Annotated in this window: 24 protein-coding genes; 12 read left to right on the top strand and 12 right to left on the bottom strand. The window is 70.0% G+C overall.

Annotated elements, in window-relative coordinates; genetic code table 11:
- Positions 1-134: 134 nt before the first annotated feature.
- Positions 135-458, top strand: a complete 324-nt coding sequence (locus tag AKJ13_RS01705; protein ID WP_007566161.1) for a phosphoribosyl-ATP diphosphatase — start codon at positions 135-137, stop codon at positions 456-458.
- Positions 455-1,444 (top strand): type I pantothenate kinase, encoded by a 990-nt coding sequence (coaA, locus tag AKJ13_RS01700; protein ID WP_007566159.1) that lies wholly within the window; start codon positions 455-457, stop codon positions 1,442-1,444. Before AKJ13_RS01705 ends, coaA begins: the two co-directional genes overlap by 4 nt.
- A gap of 4 nt (positions 1,445-1,448) precedes the next feature.
- Here coaA and thpR read toward each other — a convergent pair whose 3' ends face one another.
- Positions 1,449-1,988: an RNA 2',3'-cyclic phosphodiesterase gene (thpR, locus tag AKJ13_RS01695; protein WP_050731814.1), complete on the bottom strand. Its 540-nt coding sequence runs from the start codon at positions 1,986-1,988 to the stop codon at positions 1,449-1,451.
- A complete protein-coding gene (locus AKJ13_RS01690) occupies positions 1,988-2,587 on the bottom strand; it encodes an arylesterase (protein WP_050731873.1) in 600 nt (199 codons plus the stop codon). Before AKJ13_RS01690 ends, thpR begins: the two co-directional genes overlap by 1 nt.
- 219 nt (positions 2,588-2,806) lie before the next feature.
- Between AKJ13_RS01690 and AKJ13_RS01685 the strand changes: the two genes are divergently transcribed.
- The 4 genes from AKJ13_RS01685 (at position 2,807) to AKJ13_RS01670 (ending at position 8,155) form a co-directional block, all read left to right on the top strand.
- Positions 2,807-3,490, top strand: a complete 684-nt coding sequence (locus tag AKJ13_RS01685) for an ABC transporter ATP-binding protein (protein WP_144426159.1) — start codon at positions 2,807-2,809, stop codon at positions 3,488-3,490.
- Positions 3,490-6,069, top strand: a complete 2,580-nt coding sequence (locus AKJ13_RS01680) for an FtsX-like permease family protein (protein WP_050731813.1) — start codon at positions 3,490-3,492, stop codon at positions 6,067-6,069. The genes AKJ13_RS01685 and AKJ13_RS01680 overlap by 1 nt, the downstream gene beginning before the upstream one ends.
- A 317-nt stretch (positions 6,070-6,386) precedes the next feature.
- The gene (locus AKJ13_RS01675; protein WP_050731812.1) at positions 6,387-7,163 is read left to right on the top strand and encodes a Bax inhibitor-1/YccA family protein; all 777 of its coding nucleotides are present in this window, start codon (positions 6,387-6,389) and stop codon (positions 7,161-7,163) included.
- Between the two features lie 98 nt (positions 7,164-7,261).
- Positions 7,262-8,155: a dihydrodipicolinate synthase family protein gene (locus AKJ13_RS01670; RefSeq protein WP_050731871.1), complete on the top strand. Its 894-nt coding sequence runs from the start codon at positions 7,262-7,264 to the stop codon at positions 8,153-8,155.
- 4 nt (positions 8,156-8,159) lie between these two features.
- On the opposite strand, the gene AKJ13_RS01665 is transcribed toward AKJ13_RS01670, so the two are convergent.
- Positions 8,160-8,534 (bottom strand): DUF2794 domain-containing protein, encoded by a 375-nt coding sequence (locus AKJ13_RS01665; protein ID WP_050731870.1) that lies wholly within the window; start codon positions 8,532-8,534, stop codon positions 8,160-8,162.
- Positions 8,535-8,911: 377 nt separating this feature from the next.
- Here AKJ13_RS01665 and bluB point away from each other — a divergent pair, with 377 nt between their 5' ends.
- Together bluB and AKJ13_RS01655 are read left to right on the top strand one after the other, a co-directional pair.
- Positions 8,912-9,565, top strand: coding sequence for a 5,6-dimethylbenzimidazole synthase (gene bluB / locus AKJ13_RS01660; RefSeq protein ID WP_050731811.1), 654 nt, complete (start codon positions 8,912-8,914; stop codon positions 9,563-9,565).
- A gap of 151 nt (positions 9,566-9,716) precedes the next feature.
- Positions 9,717-10,226, top strand: coding sequence for a L,D-transpeptidase (locus AKJ13_RS01655; protein ID WP_007566141.1), 510 nt, complete (start codon positions 9,717-9,719; stop codon positions 10,224-10,226).
- 20 nt (positions 10,227-10,246) lie between these two features.
- Here AKJ13_RS01655 and AKJ13_RS32115 read toward each other — a convergent pair whose 3' ends face one another.
- The 3 genes from AKJ13_RS32115 to AKJ13_RS01645 form a co-directional block, all read right to left on the bottom strand.
- Complete coding sequence (locus AKJ13_RS32115) at positions 10,247-10,417, bottom strand: hypothetical protein (RefSeq protein WP_200905569.1); 171 nt, start codon at positions 10,415-10,417, stop codon at positions 10,247-10,249.
- Between the two features lie 234 nt (positions 10,418-10,651).
- Positions 10,652-10,939, bottom strand: coding sequence for a nucleotidyltransferase domain-containing protein (locus tag AKJ13_RS01650; protein ID WP_144426155.1), 288 nt, complete (start codon positions 10,937-10,939; stop codon positions 10,652-10,654).
- A 156-nt stretch (positions 10,940-11,095) separates the two neighbouring features.
- On the bottom strand, positions 11,096-11,353 hold the full coding sequence (locus AKJ13_RS01645) for a cupin domain-containing protein (protein WP_244471482.1): 258 nt from the start codon (positions 11,351-11,353) through the stop codon (positions 11,096-11,098).
- A 262-nt stretch (positions 11,354-11,615) separates the two neighbouring features.
- On the opposite strand from AKJ13_RS01645, the gene AKJ13_RS01640 reads away from it, so the two are divergent.
- Positions 11,616-12,623 carry a 2-keto-3-deoxygluconate permease gene (locus AKJ13_RS01640; RefSeq protein WP_050731810.1) on the top strand — a complete coding sequence of 336 codons (1,008 nt, stop codon included), beginning with the start codon at positions 11,616-11,618 and terminating at the stop codon, positions 12,621-12,623.
- Positions 12,624-12,637: 14 nt separating this feature from the next.
- Here AKJ13_RS01640 and AKJ13_RS01635 read toward each other — a convergent pair whose 3' ends face one another.
- Positions 12,638-12,859: a DUF1674 domain-containing protein gene (locus tag AKJ13_RS01635; RefSeq protein WP_050731809.1), complete on the bottom strand. Its 222-nt coding sequence runs from the start codon at positions 12,857-12,859 to the stop codon at positions 12,638-12,640.
- Positions 12,860-12,915: 56 nt separating this feature from the next.
- On the opposite strand from AKJ13_RS01635, the gene AKJ13_RS01630 reads away from it, so the two are divergent.
- From AKJ13_RS01630 to AKJ13_RS01620, 3 genes are all read left to right on the top strand, one after another.
- Positions 12,916-14,295, top strand: a complete 1,380-nt coding sequence (locus AKJ13_RS01630; RefSeq protein WP_200905563.1) for an RsmB/NOP family class I SAM-dependent RNA methyltransferase — start codon at positions 12,916-12,918, stop codon at positions 14,293-14,295.
- A gap of 595 nt (positions 14,296-14,890) precedes the next feature.
- Positions 14,891-16,918, top strand: a complete 2,028-nt coding sequence (thrS, locus tag AKJ13_RS01625) for a threonine--tRNA ligase (RefSeq protein WP_050731808.1) — start codon at positions 14,891-14,893, stop codon at positions 16,916-16,918.
- 309 nt (positions 16,919-17,227) lie between these two features.
- Entirely contained in the window at positions 17,228-18,232 is a 1,005-nt protein-coding gene (locus AKJ13_RS01620; RefSeq protein ID WP_050731807.1) for a diguanylate cyclase, read from the top strand.
- A gap of 16 nt (positions 18,233-18,248) precedes the next feature.
- On the opposite strand, the gene AKJ13_RS01615 is transcribed toward AKJ13_RS01620, so the two are convergent.
- The 5 genes from AKJ13_RS01615 to AKJ13_RS01595 form a co-directional block, all read right to left on the bottom strand.
- On the bottom strand, positions 18,249-18,677 hold the full coding sequence (locus AKJ13_RS01615) for a hypothetical protein (protein ID WP_144426154.1): 429 nt from the start codon (positions 18,675-18,677) through the stop codon (positions 18,249-18,251).
- A gap of 80 nt (positions 18,678-18,757) precedes the next feature.
- The gene (locus AKJ13_RS01610; RefSeq protein ID WP_050731806.1) at positions 18,758-18,991 is read right to left on the bottom strand and encodes a hypothetical protein; all 234 of its coding nucleotides are present in this window, start codon (positions 18,989-18,991) and stop codon (positions 18,758-18,760) included.
- 113 nt (positions 18,992-19,104) lie between these two features.
- On the bottom strand, positions 19,105-19,359 hold the full coding sequence (locus AKJ13_RS01605; RefSeq protein ID WP_007566121.1) for a hypothetical protein: 255 nt from the start codon (positions 19,357-19,359) through the stop codon (positions 19,105-19,107).
- 140 nt (positions 19,360-19,499) lie between these two features.
- Positions 19,500-19,685: a hypothetical protein gene (locus AKJ13_RS01600; protein WP_050731805.1), complete on the bottom strand. Its 186-nt coding sequence runs from the start codon at positions 19,683-19,685 to the stop codon at positions 19,500-19,502.
- A gap of 33 nt (positions 19,686-19,718) precedes the next feature.
- Complete coding sequence (locus tag AKJ13_RS01595; protein ID WP_007566117.1) at positions 19,719-19,925, bottom strand: hypothetical protein; 207 nt, start codon at positions 19,923-19,925, stop codon at positions 19,719-19,721.
- Positions 19,926-20,248: the final 323 nt, after the last annotated feature.

Raw genomic sequence — 20,248 nt, 5'->3', positions numbered from 1 at the left:
AACCCCGTATAACGCGGACAAAGCTCGGTCGCCTTCACCCGCGCTGCTTGCCCGCAGGACGGCCGTGGCGCAGTTTCCTGCCGAATACGGCCTCGGCCGAACCCGCAAGGCCGACCTCACATGCAGATCGCTTCATGACCGCCTACACGCTCGCCGACCTCGCCAAGCTCGTCGCGAGCCGCGCCGGGACAGATCCCGAGACCTCCTACACGGCCAAGCTCCTGTCCGAGGGGCCCGCCAAGGCGGCGAAGAAGCTCGGCGAGGAAGCCGTCGAGGCGGCTATCGCGGCGGTGCAGGGCGACAAGACCGGGCTCCGGAACGAGGCCGCGGACGTACTCTATCACCTGGTCGTGCTGCTGCGGGCGGGCGGCGTCGAGCTCGACGCCGTCATGGCGGAGCTGGAGCGCCGCACCGCCCAGAGCGGGCTCGCCGAGAAGGCAGCGAGGCGCCCCGCGTGAACGCGGCCGCGCTGCCGGGCTCGGTCGAGGCGATCCTCGACGAATCGGATCGGCTCTCGCCCTATCGTCGCTTCAGCCGCGAGGAATGGGCGCAGCTGCGCGCCGACACGCCGCTGACCCTCAAGGCCGAGGATATCGAGCGGCTGCAATCGATCAACGACCCGATCTCGGTCGAGGAGGTGGTGGCGATCTACCTACCATTGTCCCGGCTGCTCTCGCTCTACGTCGCGGCCACGCAGGGGCTGTTCAAGGCGACCCAGCGCTTCCTGCTGGCCGAGCGCGAGACCAAGGCGCCCTACATCATCGGCCTGGCCGGCTCGGTGGCGGTGGGCAAGTCGACCACCGCGCGCATCCTGGCCGCGCTGCTCGCGCGCTGGCCCAACACCCCGAAGGTCGACCTCGTCACCACCGACGGCTTCCTGCTGCCCAATGCCGAGCTGGCCCAGCACGGCCTGATGGAGCGCAAGGGCTTCCCGGAGAGCTACGACACCGCCTCGCTGCTGCGCTTCCTCCACGACGTGAAGGCCGGCCACAAGCGGGTGACGGCACCGCTCTACTCCCACCTGGTCTACGACCGGGTGCCCGGCGAGGAGCGGGTGGTGGAGAGCCCCGACATCCTGATCGTCGAGGGCCTGAACGTGCTCCAGCCCGCCCGCCTGCCGCGGGACGGCACCGCGATCCCGTTCGTCTCCGACTTCTTCGACTTCTCGATCTATCTGGACGGCCACGAGGACGACCTGCACCGCTGGTACGTCACCCGGTTCATGCGCCTGCGCCAGACCGCCTTCCGCGACCCGCGCTCCTACTTCCGCAAATACGCCGAGGTGCCCGAGCACGAGGCGCTCGACATCGCCGACCGGCTCTGGACCTCGATCAACCTGCCGAACCTGCGCGAGAACATCCTGCCGACCCGCCAGCGCGCGAGCTTGATCCTGACCAAGGGTGCGAGCCACCGGATCGAGAGCGTGGCGCTGCGGCGGCTGTGACCGCTCACACGAACGGGAACTCGGCCTCCACCAGATAGGGTCCGCCCCCGGTCGATTCCTTCGCCGAGAATAGCGTCACCCGGTCGACGGTGAAGGTCAGCGAGGCGAAGGACGGTCCTTGCGAGAGGTACATCGCCACCGCCTCCGGGCTGGCCTCGCGCCGCAGGCGGGCCAGCGTGACGTGCGGGGTGAATTTTCTGCGCTCCGGCGCGACGCCGGCCCGGCGCACCAGCCGCTCCTGCTCGGCCTGGAGGTCGATCAGGTCCGGGCTCGGCGCCACCGAGGCGTAGAGCGCCCGCGGCCGGTCGCCGCCGAAAATGCCGAGCCCGTCGAGCGTCACCGGCAGGGCGGCGCGCAGGCGCATCTCGGCCAGCGCCTCGAGCACGTCCTCGGCCACGGGGACCTCGACATCGCCGAGGAACCGCAGGGTGACGTGGTAATCGCCGAGCTCGACCCAGCGCGCACCCGGCAGGCCGCCCCGGAAGGCCCGGAGCGCGTCCGCGACCTCGGGCGACACGGCGAGCCCGGTGAACAGCCGCGGCATCAGCGCGACGCCCCCTGCCGGAGGCTCCCGAGAAAAGTCTCGACCGTGGGGAGGATCTGGGCCGCGATCGTCTCGACGCCCCGGGCGTTCGGGTGCAGCCCGTCATCGAGGTGCTGGGCGCGGTCGCCGATGATCCCGTCCAGGAAGAACGGGTAGAGGATCAGGTCGTAGCGCTTGGCCAACGTCGGGTAGATCGCGTCGAACCGCCCCTTGTAATCCGGCCCGAGATTGGGAGCGGCCTGCATGCCGGCCAGCAGCACCGGGATCCCGCGGGCCTTCAGCCGCTCGATGATCGCCGCGAGCGCCCCCGCGGTGACCTTCGGGTCGGTGCCGCGCAGCATGTCGTTGGCGCCAAGTTCCAAGATCACCCCGGCGGTCCCGTCCGGCACCGACCAGTCGACCCGGTCGAGCCCGCCCGTGGCGGTGTCGCCGGAGACGCCGGCATTGGCCACCGTCACATCCGCACCCTTGGCCTTGAGCAGGCGCTCCAGCACGGTCGGGAAGGCGGCGTCCGACGGCAGGCGGTAGCCGGCCGTGAGGCTGTCGCCGAGCGCCACGAGCTTGATCGGGCCGGCTGATGCCGCGTGACTCTCTGTCATGAAAGGGAACACCAGACCCGCTAGCGCTGCGACAAACAGGGCCGCCCGTTGGGCTCGGCGGACGCCGTCATGGCGCGGCCCCAATGCGGCCCCCATATCGCGGTGCATCAACGGCCCGTGCAGCCAAGTTCGAAGCCAAGTTCGAAGCCAAGTCAGGACCTCGCGCGCCATGCTCGTCATCGCCCACAGATCGGCCGCCTCGTGAGCCACGACAAGGTGCTGCGCGAGCCGGCGATCGCGTTGTCCGACATCGATCTCAGCCTCGGCCGCGGCGCCGCGCGGGTCCACGTCCTGCGCGGCATCTCGCTCAGCGTCGATCGCGGCGAGGCGGTGGGGCTGGTTGGCCCCTCGGGTTCGGGCAAGTCGACCCTGCTGATGGTCATGGCCGGGCTGGAGCGGCCCGATTCCGGCGGCGTCGTGATCGAGGATACCGACCTCGCCCGCCTCGACGAGGACGCGCTCGCCCGCTTCCGGGGCCGGCGCATCGGCATCGTGTTCCAGGCCTTCCACCTGGTCCCGACCATGACGGCCCTCGAGAATGTCGCGCTGCCGCTGGAACTCGCGGACCGGCCCGGCGCGCTGGAGCGGGCCCGCGCCGAGCTGGAGGCGGTCGGCCTCGGCCACCGGCTGCACCATTACCCGGCCCAGCTCTCGGGCGGCGAGCAGCAGCGCGTCGCCATCGCCCGGGCCGTCGCCCCCGACCCGGCGATCCTGGTGGCGGACGAGCCCACCGGCAATCTCGACGAGGCCACCGGCCGCCAGATCGTCGACCTGCTGTTCCGGCTCAAGCGCGACCGCGGCGCCACCCTCGTCCTCGTCACCCACGACAACGGCCTCGCGCGCCTGTGCGACCGCACCGTGCGCCTGCGCTCGGGCCGGATCGAGGAGGCGGTGACCGCCTGATGCACGGCACGATCCCGCGTCCCGAACCCGCGCCCCGGCGCATCCCGCTGACCCTGCGCCTCGCGCTCCGCGAGCTGCGCGCCGGCCTGTCCGGCTTCGGCGTGTTCCTGGCCTGCATCGCCCTCGGCGTCGCGGCGATCGCCGGCGTGGCCTCGATCTCGCGCTCGCTCTCCGACGGTCTCGGCCGGGAGGGGCGCCGGATCCTCGGCGGCGATCTCGCCTACAACCTGATCAACCGCGAGGCGACCGCCTTGGAGCGGCAGGCTCTGGCTCGCGAGGGCCGGATCGACGCGGTGGCCACCCTGCGGGCCATGGCGGTCGCGGGCAGCGGCGACGCCGCGCTGGTCGAGCTGAAGGCGGTCGATCCCGCGACCTACCCGGCGGCGGGCGATCTCGTCACCGACCCGCCGGGCCGGCTCGTCGATCTGCTGGCAGAGCGCGACGGTGCACCGGGCGCCCTGGCGGACCCGGCCCTGCTCACCCGCCTCGACGTGAAGGTCGGCGACCGGATCACCCTGGCCGGCCACCCTGTGACGATCCGCGCTACGCTGACGTCCGAGCCCGACAAGATCGCCGGCGGCATCGGCTTCGGCCCGCGGCTGATGATCTCGGAGCCGGCGCTGCGGGCGACCGGCCTCGTCCAGCCGGGCAGCCTCAACCGCTGGAGCTACCGCATCGTCCTGCCCAAGGACGCCGCCCGAGATTCGGATATCGACGCCGCGCAGGCGCGGATCCGCGCCGCGACCCCGGAGGCGGGCTGGGAGATCCGGTCGCGCACCAACGCCGATCCGCGTTTCGCCAAGAGCATCGAGCGCTTCACCCAGTTCCTGACCCTGGTCGGCCTGACCGCGCTGATCGTCGGCGGCGTGGGCGTCGGCAACGCCGTCCACGCCTTCGTGGAGCGCAAGCGGCCGTCGATCGCCACGCTCAAGAGCGTCGGCGCGCCGGGCTCGCAGGTGGTCGCTCTCTACCTGACCCAGGTAATGCTGATCGCCGGGATCGGCACGCTGATCGGGCTCACCATCGGGGCGAGCCTGCCGTTCGTGCTGGACGCGCTGTTCTCCGCCGACCTGCCCCTGCCGCTGAACCCGACCCTGGCTCCGGCCGAACTGGCGCTCGCCGCCGCCTACGGGCTGCTGACCGCCTTCGCGTTCGCGATCACGCCTCTGGGCCGCGCCCATGACGTACCGGTCTCCGGCCTGTTCCGCGACACGGTCGACCCGGCCCGGGTCAGACCGCGCTGGCGCTACCGGGTGTGGCTCGCCCTGAGTCTGACGGCGCTGGTCGGCCTGTCGGTCACCACCGCGTTCGACCGGCGGGTGGCGCTGATCTTCATCGCCGCCGCGGCGATCGCCTTCGCGCTGCTGCACGGGGTGGCGCTCGGCCTGATGGCGCTCGCCCGCCGCCTGCCGCATCCGCGCTGGCCGGCGCCCCGGATGGCGCTGGCCAATCTCCATCGGCCCGGCGCCCTGACGCCGGCCATCGTGCTGTCGCTGGGTCTCGGGGTGACGCTGCTGGTCACCCTCAGCCTGATCGACGCCAATGTCCGCCGGACGATCAGCGCGACGCTGCCGGCGCGGGCGCCGAACCTGTTCTTCCTCGACATCCCGTCCCGCGACGCGGCCGAGTTCCGGGCGTTCCTGGCGCGCTCGGCCCCCAACGGCAAGATCGAGGACGTGCCGATGATGCGCGGCCGGATCGTCGCCCTGAACGGCGTGCCGGCCAACAAGATCCGGCCCCCGGAGGATGCCGCCTGGGTCCTCGACGGCGACCGGGGCATCACCTACGCCGACACCGTGTCGGAGGGTTCGGCCCTCACCGAAGGCGCCTGGTGGAGCGCCGAGCAGGGGGCCAAGCCGCTGGTGTCGTTCGAAGCCGAACTCGCGCGCCAGCTCGGGCTCAAGCTCGGCGATAGCGTCACCGTTAACGTGCTCGGCCGCGACCTGACCGCGACGATCTTCAACCTGCGCCGGGTGGAGTGGCGCAATCTCGGCATCAACTTCGTGATGGTGTTCTCGCCCGGCACCTTCCGCGGCGCGCCGCATTCGGACCTCGCCACCCTGTCGCTTCCGGGGGGCACCGACGCGGGGGCCGAGAACCACATCCTACGCGACGTCGCCAAGGCGTTTCCATCGGTGAGCGCCGTGCGGGTGAAGGACGCGCTCGACGCGATCGGCGACCTCGTCGGCCGCCTGGTCCTGGCGATACGCGGGGCCAGCGCGGTGGCGGTTCTGGCGAGCCTGTTCGTGCTGGCGGGCGCCATTGCGGCAGGCCATCGGGCCCGCCTCTACGACGCCGTGGTGCTCAAGGTGCTCGGCGCCAGCCGGGCCCGGCTGCTCACCGCCTACGCCATCGAATACGCGGCGCTCGGGCTCGCCACCGCCCTGTTCGGCCTCGCCGCCGGCAGCGTCGCCGGCTGGGTGATCGTCGCGAAGGTCATGCATCTCGACTTCCGCCTCGACCTGTGGGGAGCGCTGGTCGCCGCCACGTCCGCGGTGGCACTGGCGATCCTTCTCGGGCTGGCCGGCACGTGGCGCATCCTCGGCCAGAAGCCGGCGCCCTATCTTCGCCAGATCTAGGAGCCGGTCTTCTTGGTCGGCCAGCCGGTCTCGGCGGGTGGTTAAGACTTCGCCGCGAGTCATCGAAACGGTGTGACCCGGGCAACCGTCAGTCGAACCGACGGCCGTGACCACGGGAATCCATTTTAATCCCTGCGATCATGGACAAAAATACATCGTCCGGGACCTGAAAAGCGGCCCGGCAACCGTGGCCGGGGACTTGTGCGGGCGATGACCGCGCAACATATTCCTCTTCGAGGCGCCAGCCTGGCGCCAGAGGTCCTGCGTGGGCCTCGCCCGAAACACCACGCTGAGAGAGCCTCCGCAAGGAAACTCCCATGGCATTCGAGAACTCTCCCTTCCGGTACGGCGCCCAGCAGCCGTCCGGCTATGCTGGCGCGGGCAGCCAGGTCCAGGTCGATCAGGGCCTGCGGACCTTCATGCTCGGCGTCTACAACAACATGGTCGTCGGGCTCGGGATCTCCGGTCTCGTTGCCCTCGGCCTGAACATGGCGTCGGTCGCGGCCTACCAGGGTACGCGCCCGATCCTGACCCCCTTTGGTCAGACCCTCTACAACAGCCCGCTCAAGTGGGTCCTGATGCTCGCTCCGCTCGCGTTCATCTTCGTCTTCTCGATGCGGATGGACCGGATGTCGGCCTCGTCGGCCCGGACGATGTTCTGGGCCTTCGCGGCGGTGATGGGCGCCTCGATGTCCTCGCTTCTCCTGGTCTTCACCGGGGCGAGCGTGATCCAGGTGTTCTTCATCACGGCGGCGGCCTTCGGCTCGCTGAGCCTGTACGGCTACACGACCCAGCGCAGCCTGTCGGGCATGGGCTCGTTCCTGATGATGGGCCTGATCGGCATCATCCTGGCGTCGCTCGTGAACATCTTCTTCGCGTCGTCGGCTCTGCAGTTCGCCATCTCGGTGCTCGGCGTGCTGATCTTCGCGGGACTCACCGCTTACGACACGCAGAAGCTGAAGGAGATGTATCTCTACGGCGGCTTCGACGGCGAGATGGCGGCCAAGATGTCGGTGAACGGCGCCCTGACCCTCTATCTCGACTTCATCAACATGTTCCAGTTCCTGCTGAGCCTGATCGGCGACCGCCGCTAGGCCCCGACAGAGACCGGACTTGATCGGAAGCCCCGGCGGGAAACCGCCGGGGTTTCTTTTTGTCTGTACTGCCAGTCGCCGCCCGCTATCGTGCCGACATGCTTTCAATCTCCGGCCTGTCCGCCTTCCCGATCACCCCCAGCGACGCCGACGGCCGCGTCGATGAAACGGGCCTGCGCCGGCTTTTAGAGCGCCTCGCAGGGGCGCAAGTCGATTCGGTCGGGCTGCTCGGCAGCACCGGCACCTACGCCTACCTGTCCCGGGACGAGCGCCGCCGCGCCGTGACCATCGCTGCCGAGGTGGTCGGCGGCCGGGTGCCGATCCTAGTGGGAATCGGGGCTCTGCGCACCGACGAGGCGATTCGCTTGGCCCGGGACGCCTGGGCAGCCGGCGCCGATGCCGGGCTGCTGGCCCCGGTCTCCTACACGCCGCTCACCGACGACGAGGTGTTCCGGCATTTCGAGGCTGTGGCAGGCGACGGCGGCCTGCCCCTGGTGATCTACGACAACCCGGCGACCACGCATTTCCGTTTCTCCCCGGACCTGATCGGCCGGATCGCGCGCCTGCCCGGTGTCGTGGCGGCCAAATGTCCCGCGCCGGCGCCGGAGGTTGCCGCGGCCGGGGTTGCGACTCTTCGGGATGCGGTTCCCGCCGGTTTTCCCGTCGGGTTCAGCGGCGACTGGAACGTGACCGAGGCACTGATCGCCGGCGGCACGGCTTGGTTCAGCGTGGCGGGCGGCCTGTTCCCGAAGACGTGCCTGGCAATCACGCGCGCCGTCCAGGCCGGCGACATCGCGCAGGCCCGGAGGCTGAATGCGGAACTCGCACCGCTCTGGGCACTGTTCCAGACCCATTCGAGCATACGGGTGGTCTATGCGCTTGCCGAGTCCTTCGGCCTGTGCCGGGCCGAGCCGCCGCGGCCGATCCTGCCGCTGGCGCCCGAGATCCGGGAGGAGATCGTCGCCACCGTCCGGACCTTGAACCTCGCCTGAGACCTCAGACGGCGCGCGGCGGCGGCTCCAGCACGGCGAGGACCCGGGCCAGCTCGGTCCCGCGCTTCATCACCAGGCCGCTGGCGGCGATGACCGCGTAGGCGCCCTGGCGGCGGGCGAGCTTCGGATCCTTCTCGATCCGGTAGAGCGGCATCTCGGAGCTGCGGCGGTAGATCGAGAACACCGCCTTGTCCCGGCGGAAATCCATCGCGTAGTCGCGCCACTCGCCGGCGGCGACCTGCCGGCCGTAGAGGTTGAAGATCGTGCGCAGCTCGTCCCGGTTGAAGGCGATCTGCGGGGGTTCCGCACGGGCGGGAAACGGAATGACATGGCCCGCCGCATCGTCGGGCCGCAACCCCGCGCTCGTCCGCTCCGTCATCATAACTCCGTGGCGCTCATGCTTTGCCGGATGATGGCCCCCGCCGCCGCGCCCCGCAAGGGTGGTCGCGGCGGGTCTCCGTGTCGCGTGAGACACAGGCCAGCTGCAAAAAACATGGTTCCGCCCGATTTGTGCCTTTTGCGAGCCGCGTTGCAGCGGCACAACAATCGCTGAACCTCGCCGGGTTTTGCCCGGCCGGCGACCGTAACCCAGCTCCCCAGCCTTCGGTCACCGGTCGGGATCCCAGGATTCGGCACTCCGAGGTTTCGAGACCCAATGACTTCAGGCCGCCCCTCCGGGCGGCCTTTTTTATGATTCTCTCGCCCGCCGGACGGGACGGCCGTCTTTCCGTCTCCCGTTGACCGCGGGATACGGGTATGGCGAGCCGCATCATGGGTCCGCCCGCCTTCGACGACGCCTTCATCCAGACTCTCGACACGCTGTTCGCGTGGCGCCGCGACGTGCGCCGCTTCCGGCCGGACGCCGTCGATCCGGATCATCTGCGCGCCTGCCTGGTCGCGGCCCATCGGGCGCCCTCGGTGGGCAACAGCCGGCCCTGGCGCTTCGTCCGCGTGTCGGACCCGGCCCGGCGCGCCGCCGTCGCGCAGGACTTCTCCCGCTGCAACGCCGCCGCCGCCGCGGTTTACGACGCCGCGCGGGCGGCGCGCTACCGGGCGCTCAAGCTCGCCGGGCTGAACGAGGCGCCGGAGCACCTCGCGGTGTTCTGCGACGATTCCACCGAGACCGGCCTCGGTCTCGGCCGGGCCAGCATGCCGGAGACCCTGGCCTATTCGGTGGTCGGGGCGGTGCAGTGCTTCTGGCTGGCGGCACGGGCGCGCGGGCTCGGCGTCGGCTGGGTCTCGATCCTGGAGCCCGCTTGCGTCACCGAGATCCTGGCCGTGCCGGCGACTTGGCGGCTCGTCGCCTATCTCTGCGTCGGCCACCCGGTCGAGGAGCATCTCGACCCGGAACTGGAGCGGCACGGCTGGCAGGTCGAAGACCCGCGCGGCGCAGCGTTGATCGAGCGCTGATCCGTCGAGATCCCGGATTTACGCTACTCCTTTACCCTCCCCCAAGACTTCCCGGGATCAACGCCGCATCAACCATAGCTTTTCGTGGAACGGCAAGCGCGGCCGTGGATTACTGGCCCGCATGATCTCTTGCTTGTCGAGGAAGTTGGTGATGTCGGGTCGGGTGGCGGCTTTATTCGGGATGGCCGGCGCGATGCTGGCGGGGTGCTTCGGGACGGCCCAGGCTCGGGAGGTGGTGCCGTTCCAGAATGGCGTCGCACCGGGCTCGGTGGTGATCAGCGTGTCCCAGCGCAAGCTCTACCTGGTGAACGGCGACGGCACCGCGATCCGCTATCCCGTGGCGGTGGGCCGGCCCGGCAAGCAATGGTTCGGCACGGCGTCCATCGACGGCAAGTACGTCGCCCCGGCCTGGTCGCCGCCGGCTGAAGTGAAGCGCGACAACCCGCGGCTGCCGAACCTCATCGCGGGCGGCTCGCCGAACAACCCGATGGGCGCCGCCGCCATGACGCTGGCCGGCGGCGAATACGCCATCCACGGCACCAACCGGCCGAGCTCGGTCGGCACCTACGCCTCCTACGGCTGCATCCGGATGTACAATCAGGACGTGGTCGATCTCTACGCCCGGGTCGATGTCGGCGCCCAGGTCTACGTGACCCAGTAAGGATCGGGACAACGGCGTGATCAGGTCGCTTTGATGACATGGCGCGCCACGGCTTCCACGAGAGCCTCCGCACCTTCGAGATGGCGTTCAAGGTCCGCCTTGGTCGGTAGCGGCTCGGCCGCGAGGGGATCATCCGTCGGGTAACGGAAGGCGGTCGCCCACGGCGTCAGACCCGCGAGCTGCCCGTTCATGGAACGGATTGGCGATCGGTATCAGCCTGGTCGGAGCGTCGGGATCAGGGCCGGCCCCACAACCGCGCGGATACCGAATGCCCTCCGCCACCAAGACCGCTTCGGCGGCCTTCTCGACGGCCTGATGGACGTGGAACGCGGCATCCTCGAGTTCGGGCGGATCAAGCAGCGGGCGTCGCGCCGAGCGCGTATCCTGCTGCGCCTTCCGGATCCATGCGCCCGGATCCGACGCGCTCACGGCGCGCTCTCCGACGCCTTGTCGTACAGGACGAGACCGTCCCGGGCGACGTCATAGGCGAGCGCGTTGACGTCGCGATGGGTGGCCTCGAACACGCTCCTGCGCATCGGCACCACCTGGATCGACGCGCCGCGGTCGCGCACGGCCTCCCACAGGAAGCCCGGCGTATAGCGGCCCGGCGGGATGTCGTCGTTCAGCAGGACGCACAGATCCCAGTCGCTGTCCGCGTCGTGGTCCCCGCGCCCGGCTTCCGAACAGGATGACGCGCTCGACAGGCGCGACATCGCGCAGGCGCACGAACGCCGCGGCGAGCGGCGTCGACAGCCTATCCCGGGCAAGCGCGTGGCTCATGATGCGTGATGTACAACATGCCGCGCCGATGCGCAGGCGCGCGCCGACGCCCAATCCGCGGCGCGCGCAGATTGGGCGGCCGCTGCGCCCTACTTGGCCGGCGGCGCAGTCGCCTCCACGGCCGTGAAGGTCTCCAATATCCGATAGGTGTGCTCCGCGCCGGCCGGCACGCAGTAGGAATCGCCCGCCGCAAGCGCGACCGTCTCGCCGCTGACCACCAGCTCGGCCCGGCCGCTGATGACGTAGCCCACGGTCTCGTGCGGCGAGGACGTCATGGGCTTGTCGGCATTCGGCTCCTCGGCCCGCCACATCCGCATCCCGAGCCGCTCGCCGCGGGCAAGCGCGATCTCGCCATGCGGTCCCGCGGCCGCGCCGTGAGCCTATACCTTCGTCGCCATCTGAGCCTCCTGGTGATGAACGAGCCCAACGGCGCCCGCCGCGCGACGTTCCGCACCCGGTGTCGCGGCCACGGCCCGGACCGCCGCTTGACGGCCTGCGGCCCGCAGCAACAGGATGTCGCACCGGTCCAGGAAGGCGCCCGACAGAGGCGTGGACCGGCGCGACGCCCGGGATACGGCGCGTCCGCGAACCAACGGGAGGGAACGCGCCATGCAGATCAAGGCGGCGATCGACAGGATTCCCGGCGGCCTGATGCTGGTCCCACTCCTGCTCGGCGCCCTGTGCAAGACGTTCACGCCGGGTGCCCCGGTCTATTTCAAGGGCTTCACGCAGGGCCTCATGACCGGCGTGATCCCGATCCTGGCGGTCTGGTTCTTCTGCATGGGCGCGTCGGTCAGCCTGAAGGCCACCGGCACCGTCCTGCGCAAATCCGGCACCCTGGTGGTGACCAAGCTGCTCTCCGCCTGGGTCATCGTGCTGGTCGCGTCGCTGTTCATCCCGCCCGACGGGATCCAGACCGGCTTCTTCGCGGGACTGTCGATCCTCGCGATCGTGTGCGCGATGGATATGACCAATGGCGGCCTCTACGCCTCGCTGATGCAGACCTACGGCAGCCGCGAGGAGGCCGGCGCCTTCATCCTGACCTCGATCGAATCCGGACCGCTGATGAGCATGATCATCCTCGGCGCCTCCGGGGCGGCGCATTTCGAGCCGCAGATCTTCATCGGCGCGGTGCTGCCGTTCCTCGTCGGCTTCCTGCTGGGCAATCTCGACCCGAAGCTGCGCGCCTTCTTCGCGCCGGGCAGCCAGCTGATGATCCCGTTCTTCGCCTTCGCGCTCGGCAACACGGTCGATCTCAACAACCTGCTCTCGCCGCTGGCCGGGCTGGGGATCGTCCTGGCCCTGGCCGTCATCGTGCTCACCGGCATCCCGCTGATCCTGGCCGACAAGGCCATCGGCGGCGGCACCGGGACGGCGGGGCTCGCCGCCTCGTCCACCGCCGGCGCGGCCGCCGCCAACCCGCTGGCGATCGCGGCCGTGGCACCGCAATTCGCGCCGGCGGCGCAGACCGCCACCGTGCTGGTGACGATCTGCATCATTGTCACCTCGATCCTCGTGCCGATCCTGACCGGGCTCTGGTACCGACGGTTCGGAGCGGGCGCCGCGGAGGCCCGGCCCGAGCCGCCGGTGGTCTATGGCGGCGTCGCGGCCGAGTAGGGCAGCCGGCGGTCTCAGAAGTCGACCGCGAGGCCCTTCACTTCCCAATCCTGGTAGCGCACCGGCTCGAGGCCGCCGCGACCCAGACGCTCCGGGGCCGCGCGGATCTCGGCTGCGCGGGCGTCGATCGCGGCGCGACGCTCGGCCGCCTCGGCCAGCGCGCGCTCCGCCGCGGGGCTGAGCGTGCGCGGGGTGGCCGCGTCTTCGGTCACGTCATGTCCGTTCGGGTCTTGCATCGCGGTCGCTCGGGTGTGAGGGCGTGGGTCTGAAGGCAATTGGGTCAGGAGTAGAAGTGGCATCGCGGGACACAGGTCGCAACACGCGGGGCGAGACATCGACGGGCACGAGCGCGCCCGACACAGCGGGCCTCGGCGCGCGCCGGGCCGCCCTGCAGGCGGTGGCCGAGATCATCGGCCAGGAGCGCCCCCCGGCCCTGGAGGAGACGCTGGCGCTGGCGATCCGGGCGGAGACCCTGAGCCCGGCCGACGCGGCCCTGGCCCGGGCGATCGCGGTGGCGACCTTCCGGCGATACGGCCTGATCCGCGCCGCCCTGGCGGCCCGGCTGGAGCGTGGCCTGCCGGTCGAGAAGCCGCGGCTCACGGCGCTGCTCGCCACCGCCACCGCTCAGATCCTCGACCTCGCGGTCCCCGATCATGCCGCCGTCGATTGCGCCGTGCGTCTCGCCAAGGGGGACAATCGCACCGCTCATCTCGCCGGCCTGGTCAACGCGGTTCTGCGCCGGGTCGCCCGGGAGCGCGACGCGATCCTGGCCGATTCCGCCGACGCGCTCGCCGTCAACACGCCCGACTGGCTCGCCCGCCGCTGGGCCACGGCCTACGGGCCGGAACGGGCTGCCGCCATCGCGCGGGCGCATCGCGCAGGCGCGGCGATCGACCTGACCCCGCGCGGGGATGCCGCCGCCTGGGTCGAGCCGCTCGGCGCGGTGCGGCTGCCGACCGGCTCCCTGCGGCTGCCGGAGAACGGCCCGGCAATCCCCGACCTGCCGGGATTCCAGGAGGGCGCCTGGTGGGTGCAGGACGCCGCCGCGGCGATCCCGGCCCGGTTGCTCGCCCCGCAGGCCGGCGCCCGCGTCCTCGACCTCTGCGCCGCCCCCGGCGGCAAGACGATGCAGCTCGCCGCCGCCGGCGCGCAGGTCACGGCCGTCGATCGCTCGGCGCCCCGGCTGGAGCGCCTGCGCGAGAACGTCGCCCGGCTCGGCCTCGACGTCACCATCGCGGTGGCCGATGCCCTGGCCCTGGAGGCGCAGGACCACGACGCCGTGCTCCTCGACGCGCCCTGCTCGGCCACGGGCACGATCCGGCGCCATCCGGACGTGGCCTGGACCAAGTCGGAGGCCGACATCGCCCGGCTGGCGACACTCCAGGCGAAGCTCCTCGACCACGCGGCCGGACTGGTCCGCCCGGGCGGGCGGCTCGTCTACTGCACCTGCTCGCTGGAACCCGAGGAGGGCGAGGCCCAGATCGCGGCCTTCCTGGCCCGCGATGCCCGATACCGGCGTGTGCCGGTCCAGCCGGTGGAGGTCGGCGGCGCGGCCGAGATGATCGACGGCAACGGCGACCTGCGCACCCTGCCGTGCCACCTGCCGGACGTCCCGGGCGCCCGCGGCGGCCTGGACGGCTTCTTCGCGAGCCGGCTCGAACGCGTGGGGTGAGGCGGGCCGGCTTCTGGGGCAGCCGAGGGACGTTACCGAAGCCGGCGTTGCCGCGCTCCCTCGCCGATCTGCGCTGTCACGGTCGCAGGACAAAACGCCGTGTCAGTTCGGGAGGCAGCAGGCTCGCTCACACTTCGAAGCCACAGGGCATCCAAGATTTTGATACGTGGGCGCTTTCGCGTTCCCGAACTTTGCTGGGCGGCCACAATATCGGCGGGCCGGGATCGGGATGTTCGCGCAAATCCCCCACGCCCAACCTGGACAAGGTTCCGGATTTGTCCTTGCCCGCCATCATCCGCTTACCGATGCCGCTCGCGTGATCACGCGAGAAGACGGTCCCGCGCCGGCCCGTCCAAGACGATGCGGCGGCTGATTGTAGGACCACGGCGTTGAATAAAGTTTCGAGCCGTCTCGGCCGCGAGCCGGCTTCGCCGCCCCGGACGACGCCGGAGGATGGCGTCCACAGGGGAGGCTGCACTGCGCGCCATTCCCTCGCCAAGGAAAAAAATTCGGTCTACACGGCCGCTCCCCGAAGACGGACCCTGACAACGCTTACCTGCTGCGTATGCAGGACTGAGCCTGGAGAGCCTGAGCCATGCCGATTCTCACCTTCCCCGACGGCAACACGCGGGAGGTCGCCGCCGGCACCACCGGCCGCAGCGTGGTCGAGGGCATCGCCAAGTCGCTGGCCAAGCGCACCGTGGCCATGGCGCTCGACGGCACGGTCGCCGACCTCGACGATCCGATCGAGCGCGACGCCCGCATCGAATTCCTGGATCGCACCGATCCGCGCAGCCTGGAACTGATCCGGCACGATTGCGCGCACGTGCTCGCCGAGGCGGTGCAGGCGCTCTGGCCGGAGACGCAGGTGACAATCGGCCCGGTGATCGAGAACGGCTTCTATTACGACTTCTTTCGCGAGACCCCGTTCACGCCCGAGGATTTCCCGAAGATCGAGGCGAAGATGCGCGAGATCATTTCGCGCGATGCGCCGTTTACAAAAGAAATCTGGAAACGTGAGGACGTGCGGGCGCTGTTCGCCGGCAAGGACGAAAAATTCAAGGTCGAGCTGGTCGACGCGATCCCGCCCGGCGAGGATCTCAAGATCTACCGGCAGGGCGACTGGTTCGACCTGTGCCGTGGCCCGCACATGACCTCCACCGGGAAGGTCGGCACCGCCTTCAAACTCATGAAGGTCGCGGGTGCCTATTGGCGGGGTGATTCGAACAACCCGATGCTGACCCGCATCTACGGCACGGCCTGGGCGGCCCAGGCCGATCTCGACGGCTACCTGCACCGGCTCGAGGAGGCCGAGCGGCGGGACCACCGCCGGCTCGGCCGGGAGATGGACCTGTTCCACTTCCAGGAGGAGGGGCCGGGCGTCGTCTTCTGGCACGCCAAGGGCTGGACGATCTTTCAGGAGCTGATCGCCTATATGCGTCGGCGGCTCCGGGGCGACTACGCCGAGGTCAACGCCCCGCAGATCCTCGACAAGGCCCTGTGGGAGACCTCCGGCCACTGGGGCTGGTACCGGGAGAACATGTTCGCCGCACAATCGGCGGGCGACGAGGCCGAGGACAAGCGCTGGTTCGCCCTCAAGCCGATGAACTGTCCCGGCCACGTGCAGATCTTCAAGCACGGCCTGAAGTCCTACCGCGACCTGCCCCTGCGGCTTGCCGAGTTCGGCGTGGTGCACCGCTACGAGCCGTCCGGCGCCATGCATGGGCTCATGCGCGTGCGCGGCTTCACCCAGGACGACGCCCACGTCTTCTGCACCGAGGATCAGCTCGCCGACGAGTGCCTGAAGATCAACGATCTGATCCTCTCGACCTACGCGGATTTCGGCTTCGACCAGATCGTCGTGAAGCTCTCGACGCGGCCGGAGAAGCGCGTCGGCTCGGACGCGCTCTGGGACCACGCCGAGGACGTGATGACCCGGGTGCTGACGCAGATCGAGGCGCAGTCGGCCGGCCGGATCCGCACGGAGGTCAATCCGGGGGAGGGCGCATTCTACGGGCCCAAATTCGAGTACGTCCTGCGCGACGCGATCGGCCGCGACTGGCAATGCGGCACCACGCAGGTGGATTTCAACCTGCCCGAGCGGTTCGGCGCCTTCTACATCGATGCCGACGGCGCAAGGAAGCCGCCCGTGATGGTGCACCGGGCGATCTGCGGCTCGATGGAGCGGTTCACCGGCATCCTGATCGAGCATTTCGCCGGGCATTTCCCGCTCTGGCTGTCGCCGGTCCAGGTGGTGGTGGCGACGATCACCGGCGAGGCCGATGCCTATGCCCGGGATGTCGTGCGCGCCCTGGAACGGGCCGGCCTGCGGGTCGAGGCCGATCTGCGCAACGAGAAGATCAACTACAAGGTCCGGGAGCACTCGCTCGCCAAGGTGCCGGTGCTGCTGGCGCTCGGCAAGCGCGAGGCCGAGGAGCGCACGGTCTCGATCCGTCGGCTCGGCAGCCAGCAGACCCGGACGTTGCCGCTCACGGAGGCGGTGGCGGCCTTCGTCGAGGAGGCGACCGCCCCGGATCGCCGCCGGGCGGAAGCCGTGGCCGACACGGTCCCGACCAGTGAGACCGTCCTCGACGGACATCACGGCGTCCACGACGCACCTTGAGCCTTCGACGCCGTCGGTCGCCGCCGCGTCGAGAGGAGGCGGCGCGCCGATCGAGACGACCCCATCCCCGCGGCGCCGAGCCGCGGGGTTTTCTTTGGGGCGAGCCTGCGCGTGGCTGTGGCCGGCAGGGATTCGTGCTGCGATTTACGCGGCTGCCTCGAAGACCAGGCTTCCTTGAGCGAAACACAATCTCGTCAAGGTTGGCGAAAGGAATCCCATTCTATGACAGCGCAGGGGCAGTCTTCGGTGGGGCGTTCGGCCGTGAGCGGGGCTTGGGCTCGGCCGGGCGCCTGAAGGGGGTTCGCCATCATGGCGCGAGCGAACAGGGTTTCGGCGCGGCTGCAACGGCGCGAGCGGGAGGCGATCGTCATCTCGCGTCCCTACGGGCTCTGCCGGGACCGGCGGCTCGGCACCCGGATCATGCGGGCCCTGGACAGCCTGCCGCAGGGCTTCTGCCTGTTCGATGCCGGAGACCGCCTGCTCTTCGCCAATGACGGCTACCGGCGCATCTTCGGCCAGCCCGCCGGGCAACCCCGTCCCGGCATGCACGCCCGAACGCTCATCGCTCTCAACGCCGCCAAAGGCCTGAAGGCCGAGCGGGATCCGGCGCAGATCTGGGCGGAGCGGTCCCGGGCCCTGGCCCGGCGCGATCCCGGCACCGTGCTGCAGACGCTCCCGGACGGGCGCCAGATCGCCCTGGCGCTTCAGCCGCAACCGGGCGGGGGTTGGCTCGCCCTCTACGAGGACGTCACCGAGCGCCGACGGGCGGAGGCGCTGCTGCACCACAGGGCCCATCACGACCCGCTGACCGGCCTGCCCAACCGCTACCTGTTCGAGGCGCGGCTCGACCAGGCCACGGCCGAGCCCACCGGCCGGGGCTGCGCCCTGCTGTGCATCGACCTCGACGGGTTCAAACCGGTAAACGACCTCTACGGCCACGCCGCCGGCGACGCGCTGCTCCGGCAGATGGCCGGGCGGCTCCAGGAGGGTCTCGGCGACCGGGATACCGCCGCACGCCTCGGCGGCGACGAGTTCGTCCTGCTCCTGGATGAGGTTCCGGCCTCGACCGTGCTCGATCGGGCGCAGCGTCTCCACGCGCGGCTCACCGAACCCTACGATGTCGGCGCCGGGCAGCCAGTGCGGATCGGGGCCGCGATCGGCATTGCCCGCGCGCCGCAGCACGCCTGCCGGGCGCAGGCGCTGTTCGAGCAGGCCGACGCGGCGATGTACCGGGCCAAGCAGCTCGGTCATCCCTGCCTGTGGAGCGACGCGCTGGCCTCCGGCCCGGTACGGGTTGCCGAAGGGGTGGTGTGAGCGCCGATGATGTGGCTCAGCGGGCCTTGTCGTGCTCCGCGAGGCCAACGGCCTTGTAATCGTAGGTCGGGTAGAACTCGGTCCGGTAGGCGCCCCAGGCGGTGTCCTCCAGGACGCGGTTGATCTCGCGCAGCCGGGTGGCGGGCAGCCGCAGGGTGATGATCTGTCCGATCCCCATGACGACGTTCCACGAGACGATCTCGATGCCGGGCGGCGGGAAGGCCTTGTAGAAGCCCTGCTTGGCCAGTTGCTCGTTCAACTCGGCCAGGGGCCGCGACTGGTCGTGCCGCAGGAAGACCGTCAGCAGGATCGCGTTGTCGGGCGTCGCCACGGCCGAGCCGGCCTGCGGTGGCGGCGTCGTCTGGGCCGCGGCCGGCCCGACGGCGGTTACCAGAAGGACGAGGGTGGCCAGGGCCGATCCGGTCGTGATCCTCGAGCGTCCCATACAGCCTCCTGATCGTGAGCGAACCGGTACAGCACCAACGCGCGCAGGATTGCTTCCGTCGCGATCCGGCGCCCCGACTTTCAGCCGGGCTCGACATCGTAGGACAGGCGCAGCCGCAGGCGGACGGTTCCCTGCTCGTCCCGGACGGCGATCACGTAATCCTGGCGCACCTGCGGATCCGAGAGCCCCTGCGCGATCCGGGTCATCATACGGACCGCCTGGTCCTGCGCGGCGGCGAGATCGGGCAGGTCGACCCCCTTCTCATCACGAACGAGATTGGTGCCGTCATGGAGATCGATAAAGTATCGGGGCACGGATTTTGTGGCTCTGGACGCGCGATCGCTCGCAAGCTTCGTGCTACGTTGTTTCTACGTAGTGTCCAGCCGCCGTCGCCTGTGTCGCACCCGGGCGCGAGTGCCCAATCGCCTCAGCCGCCCTGGAGGCTCTCGGCGAAGTCTTCCGGCACCTCGCCGAACTGGCCCAGGATCGTCACGCCCTCGAGTTCGCCGGTCTCGTCGTCGGCAACCACCTTCAAGGCCGCTGCACCCGGCATGCGTCCGGCCAAGGCCTCGGCCTTTTTGAGGGCGCCGAACTCGCTCTGGGCGGGCTCCTGTCGAGCCGGCCGCAACCGCTTCCGGTGCAATTCGAACGGCTGCACCACGAATGTCGTCTTCATCGCCATACCGCTACCTTTGAAGCACGCCGCACGGTTGCGATAGGGCATCATTCTGAAAGGTGGTGGCCGGCATTCGGAAACCGATGCCGTGCGATCAAAGGCCGCCGGCATCTCGAAGGCGCGCCGGCGTTACGGCGCCGCGTCGGTTACAGGCTGCGCGTCGTGACCCCGAGCGCCAGCAGCGCGTAGGCGCCGATGAAGAACCATTGCCGATGCGCCACCACGGTCCGTCCGACCATGGGGATGCGGGTGTAGAGGCTCGCGACGGCCAGGCCGATGAGGACGGCCGAGACCAGGAAGGTGAGCAGGCGCGGGGCTGACAGCGTGGGCATGGCCCATGCTCGCGCAGGACGGTTACCGGCGCGTTACCGGTCGAGCCCCGGGACACGGGGCCGGTCCGGCGTCAGCGGTCCGGTGGAGCCCGGCAGCAGCCCGACCTGGGCCAGCCACAGTGCCATGATCGCCCCCGCGATCAAGGTGGCGAGCGAGGCCAGTCGGCCAGTCCAGCGTCGCGTGATGATCATGACGGCCAGGACGACCAGAAGGGCGAGAAGGAGAGCGAGCAGCAGCATCCGCGCGCAATGCCATGACCGCGCCCGCGCGTCACCGCACGAGGGGCTGCACCCGCCCAAGCTATTCGCTCGAAAGTTGAGAACTTGGGGAAAGCCCCGTCACCCGGATACGCATTTGCCGGATTCTGGCAGGATCGAGATCCGCTGACGGATCAAAGTCTTGATTGGGCTGCGGATCGCGATCGCAGCCTCCGACGGCGTATCACGATTCAGTTTTCCGAGGCACGCTCGACGACGACTGCCTGTCCTCGGCCGTGCCTCTCTGCCGAGGATTGGAACAACACGGAACATATTTGTCGCACCGTCGGCGAGATCTGTCTAAA

The sequence above is a fragment of the Methylobacterium sp. ARG-1 genome (assembly GCF_001262595.1).
Taxonomy (GTDB): Bacteria; Pseudomonadota; Alphaproteobacteria; order Rhizobiales; family Beijerinckiaceae; genus Methylobacterium; species Methylobacterium brachiatum.
The sequence above is the reverse complement of the archived record's forward strand: the minus strand, read 5'-3'. Positions and strand labels throughout refer to the sequence as shown.

Excerpts from the sequence above, each read along its gene's own strand:
- AKJ13_RS01670 (WP_050731871.1), top strand. The coding sequence starts at position 7,262 with ATGCTTTCAATCTCCGGCCTGTCCGCCTTCCCGATCACCCCCAGCGAC.
- AKJ13_RS01615 (WP_144426154.1), bottom strand. The coding sequence starts at position 18,677 with ATGGGACGCTCGAGGATCACGACCGGATCGGCCCTGGCCACCCTCGTC.
- AKJ13_RS01600 (WP_050731805.1), bottom strand. The coding sequence starts at position 19,685 with ATGCCCACGCTGTCAGCCCCGCGCCTGCTCACCTTCCTGGTCTCGGCC.
- AKJ13_RS01705 (WP_007566161.1), top strand. The coding sequence starts at position 135 with ATGACCGCCTACACGCTCGCCGACCTCGCCAAGCTCGTCGCGAGCCGC.
- AKJ13_RS32115 (WP_200905569.1), bottom strand. The coding sequence starts at position 10,417 with ATGAACGGGCAGCTCGCGGGTCTGACGCCGTGGGCGACCGCCTTCCGT.
- thrS (WP_050731808.1), top strand. The coding sequence starts at position 14,891 with ATGCCGATTCTCACCTTCCCCGACGGCAACACGCGGGAGGTCGCCGCC.
- bluB (WP_050731811.1), top strand. The coding sequence starts at position 8,912 with ATGGCGAGCCGCATCATGGGTCCGCCCGCCTTCGACGACGCCTTCATC.
- AKJ13_RS01635 (WP_050731809.1), bottom strand. The coding sequence starts at position 12,859 with ATGCAAGACCCGAACGGACATGACGTGACCGAAGACGCGGCCACCCCG.
- AKJ13_RS01620 (WP_050731807.1), top strand. The coding sequence starts at position 17,228 with ATGGCGCGAGCGAACAGGGTTTCGGCGCGGCTGCAACGGCGCGAGCGG.
- AKJ13_RS01650 (WP_144426155.1), bottom strand. The coding sequence starts at position 10,939 with ATGTCGCGCCTGTCGAGCGCGTCATCCTGTTCGGAAGCCGGGCGCGGG.
- thpR (WP_050731814.1), bottom strand. The coding sequence starts at position 1,988 with ATGCCGCGGCTGTTCACCGGGCTCGCCGTGTCGCCCGAGGTCGCGGAC.
- AKJ13_RS01605 (WP_007566121.1), bottom strand. The coding sequence starts at position 19,359 with ATGGCGATGAAGACGACATTCGTGGTGCAGCCGTTCGAATTGCACCGG.
- AKJ13_RS01665 (WP_050731870.1), bottom strand. The coding sequence starts at position 8,534 with ATGACGGAGCGGACGAGCGCGGGGTTGCGGCCCGACGATGCGGCGGGC.
- AKJ13_RS01655 (WP_007566141.1), top strand. The coding sequence starts at position 9,717 with ATGTCGGGTCGGGTGGCGGCTTTATTCGGGATGGCCGGCGCGATGCTG.
- AKJ13_RS01640 (WP_050731810.1), top strand. The coding sequence starts at position 11,616 with ATGCAGATCAAGGCGGCGATCGACAGGATTCCCGGCGGCCTGATGCTG.
- AKJ13_RS01675 (WP_050731812.1), top strand. The coding sequence starts at position 6,387 with ATGGCATTCGAGAACTCTCCCTTCCGGTACGGCGCCCAGCAGCCGTCC.
- AKJ13_RS01595 (WP_007566117.1), bottom strand. The coding sequence starts at position 19,925 with ATGCTGCTGCTCGCTCTCCTTCTCGCCCTTCTGGTCGTCCTGGCCGTC.
- AKJ13_RS01680 (WP_050731813.1), top strand. The coding sequence starts at position 3,490 with ATGCACGGCACGATCCCGCGTCCCGAACCCGCGCCCCGGCGCATCCCG.
- AKJ13_RS01690 (WP_050731873.1), bottom strand. The coding sequence starts at position 2,587 with ATGACAGAGAGTCACGCGGCATCAGCCGGCCCGATCAAGCTCGTGGCG.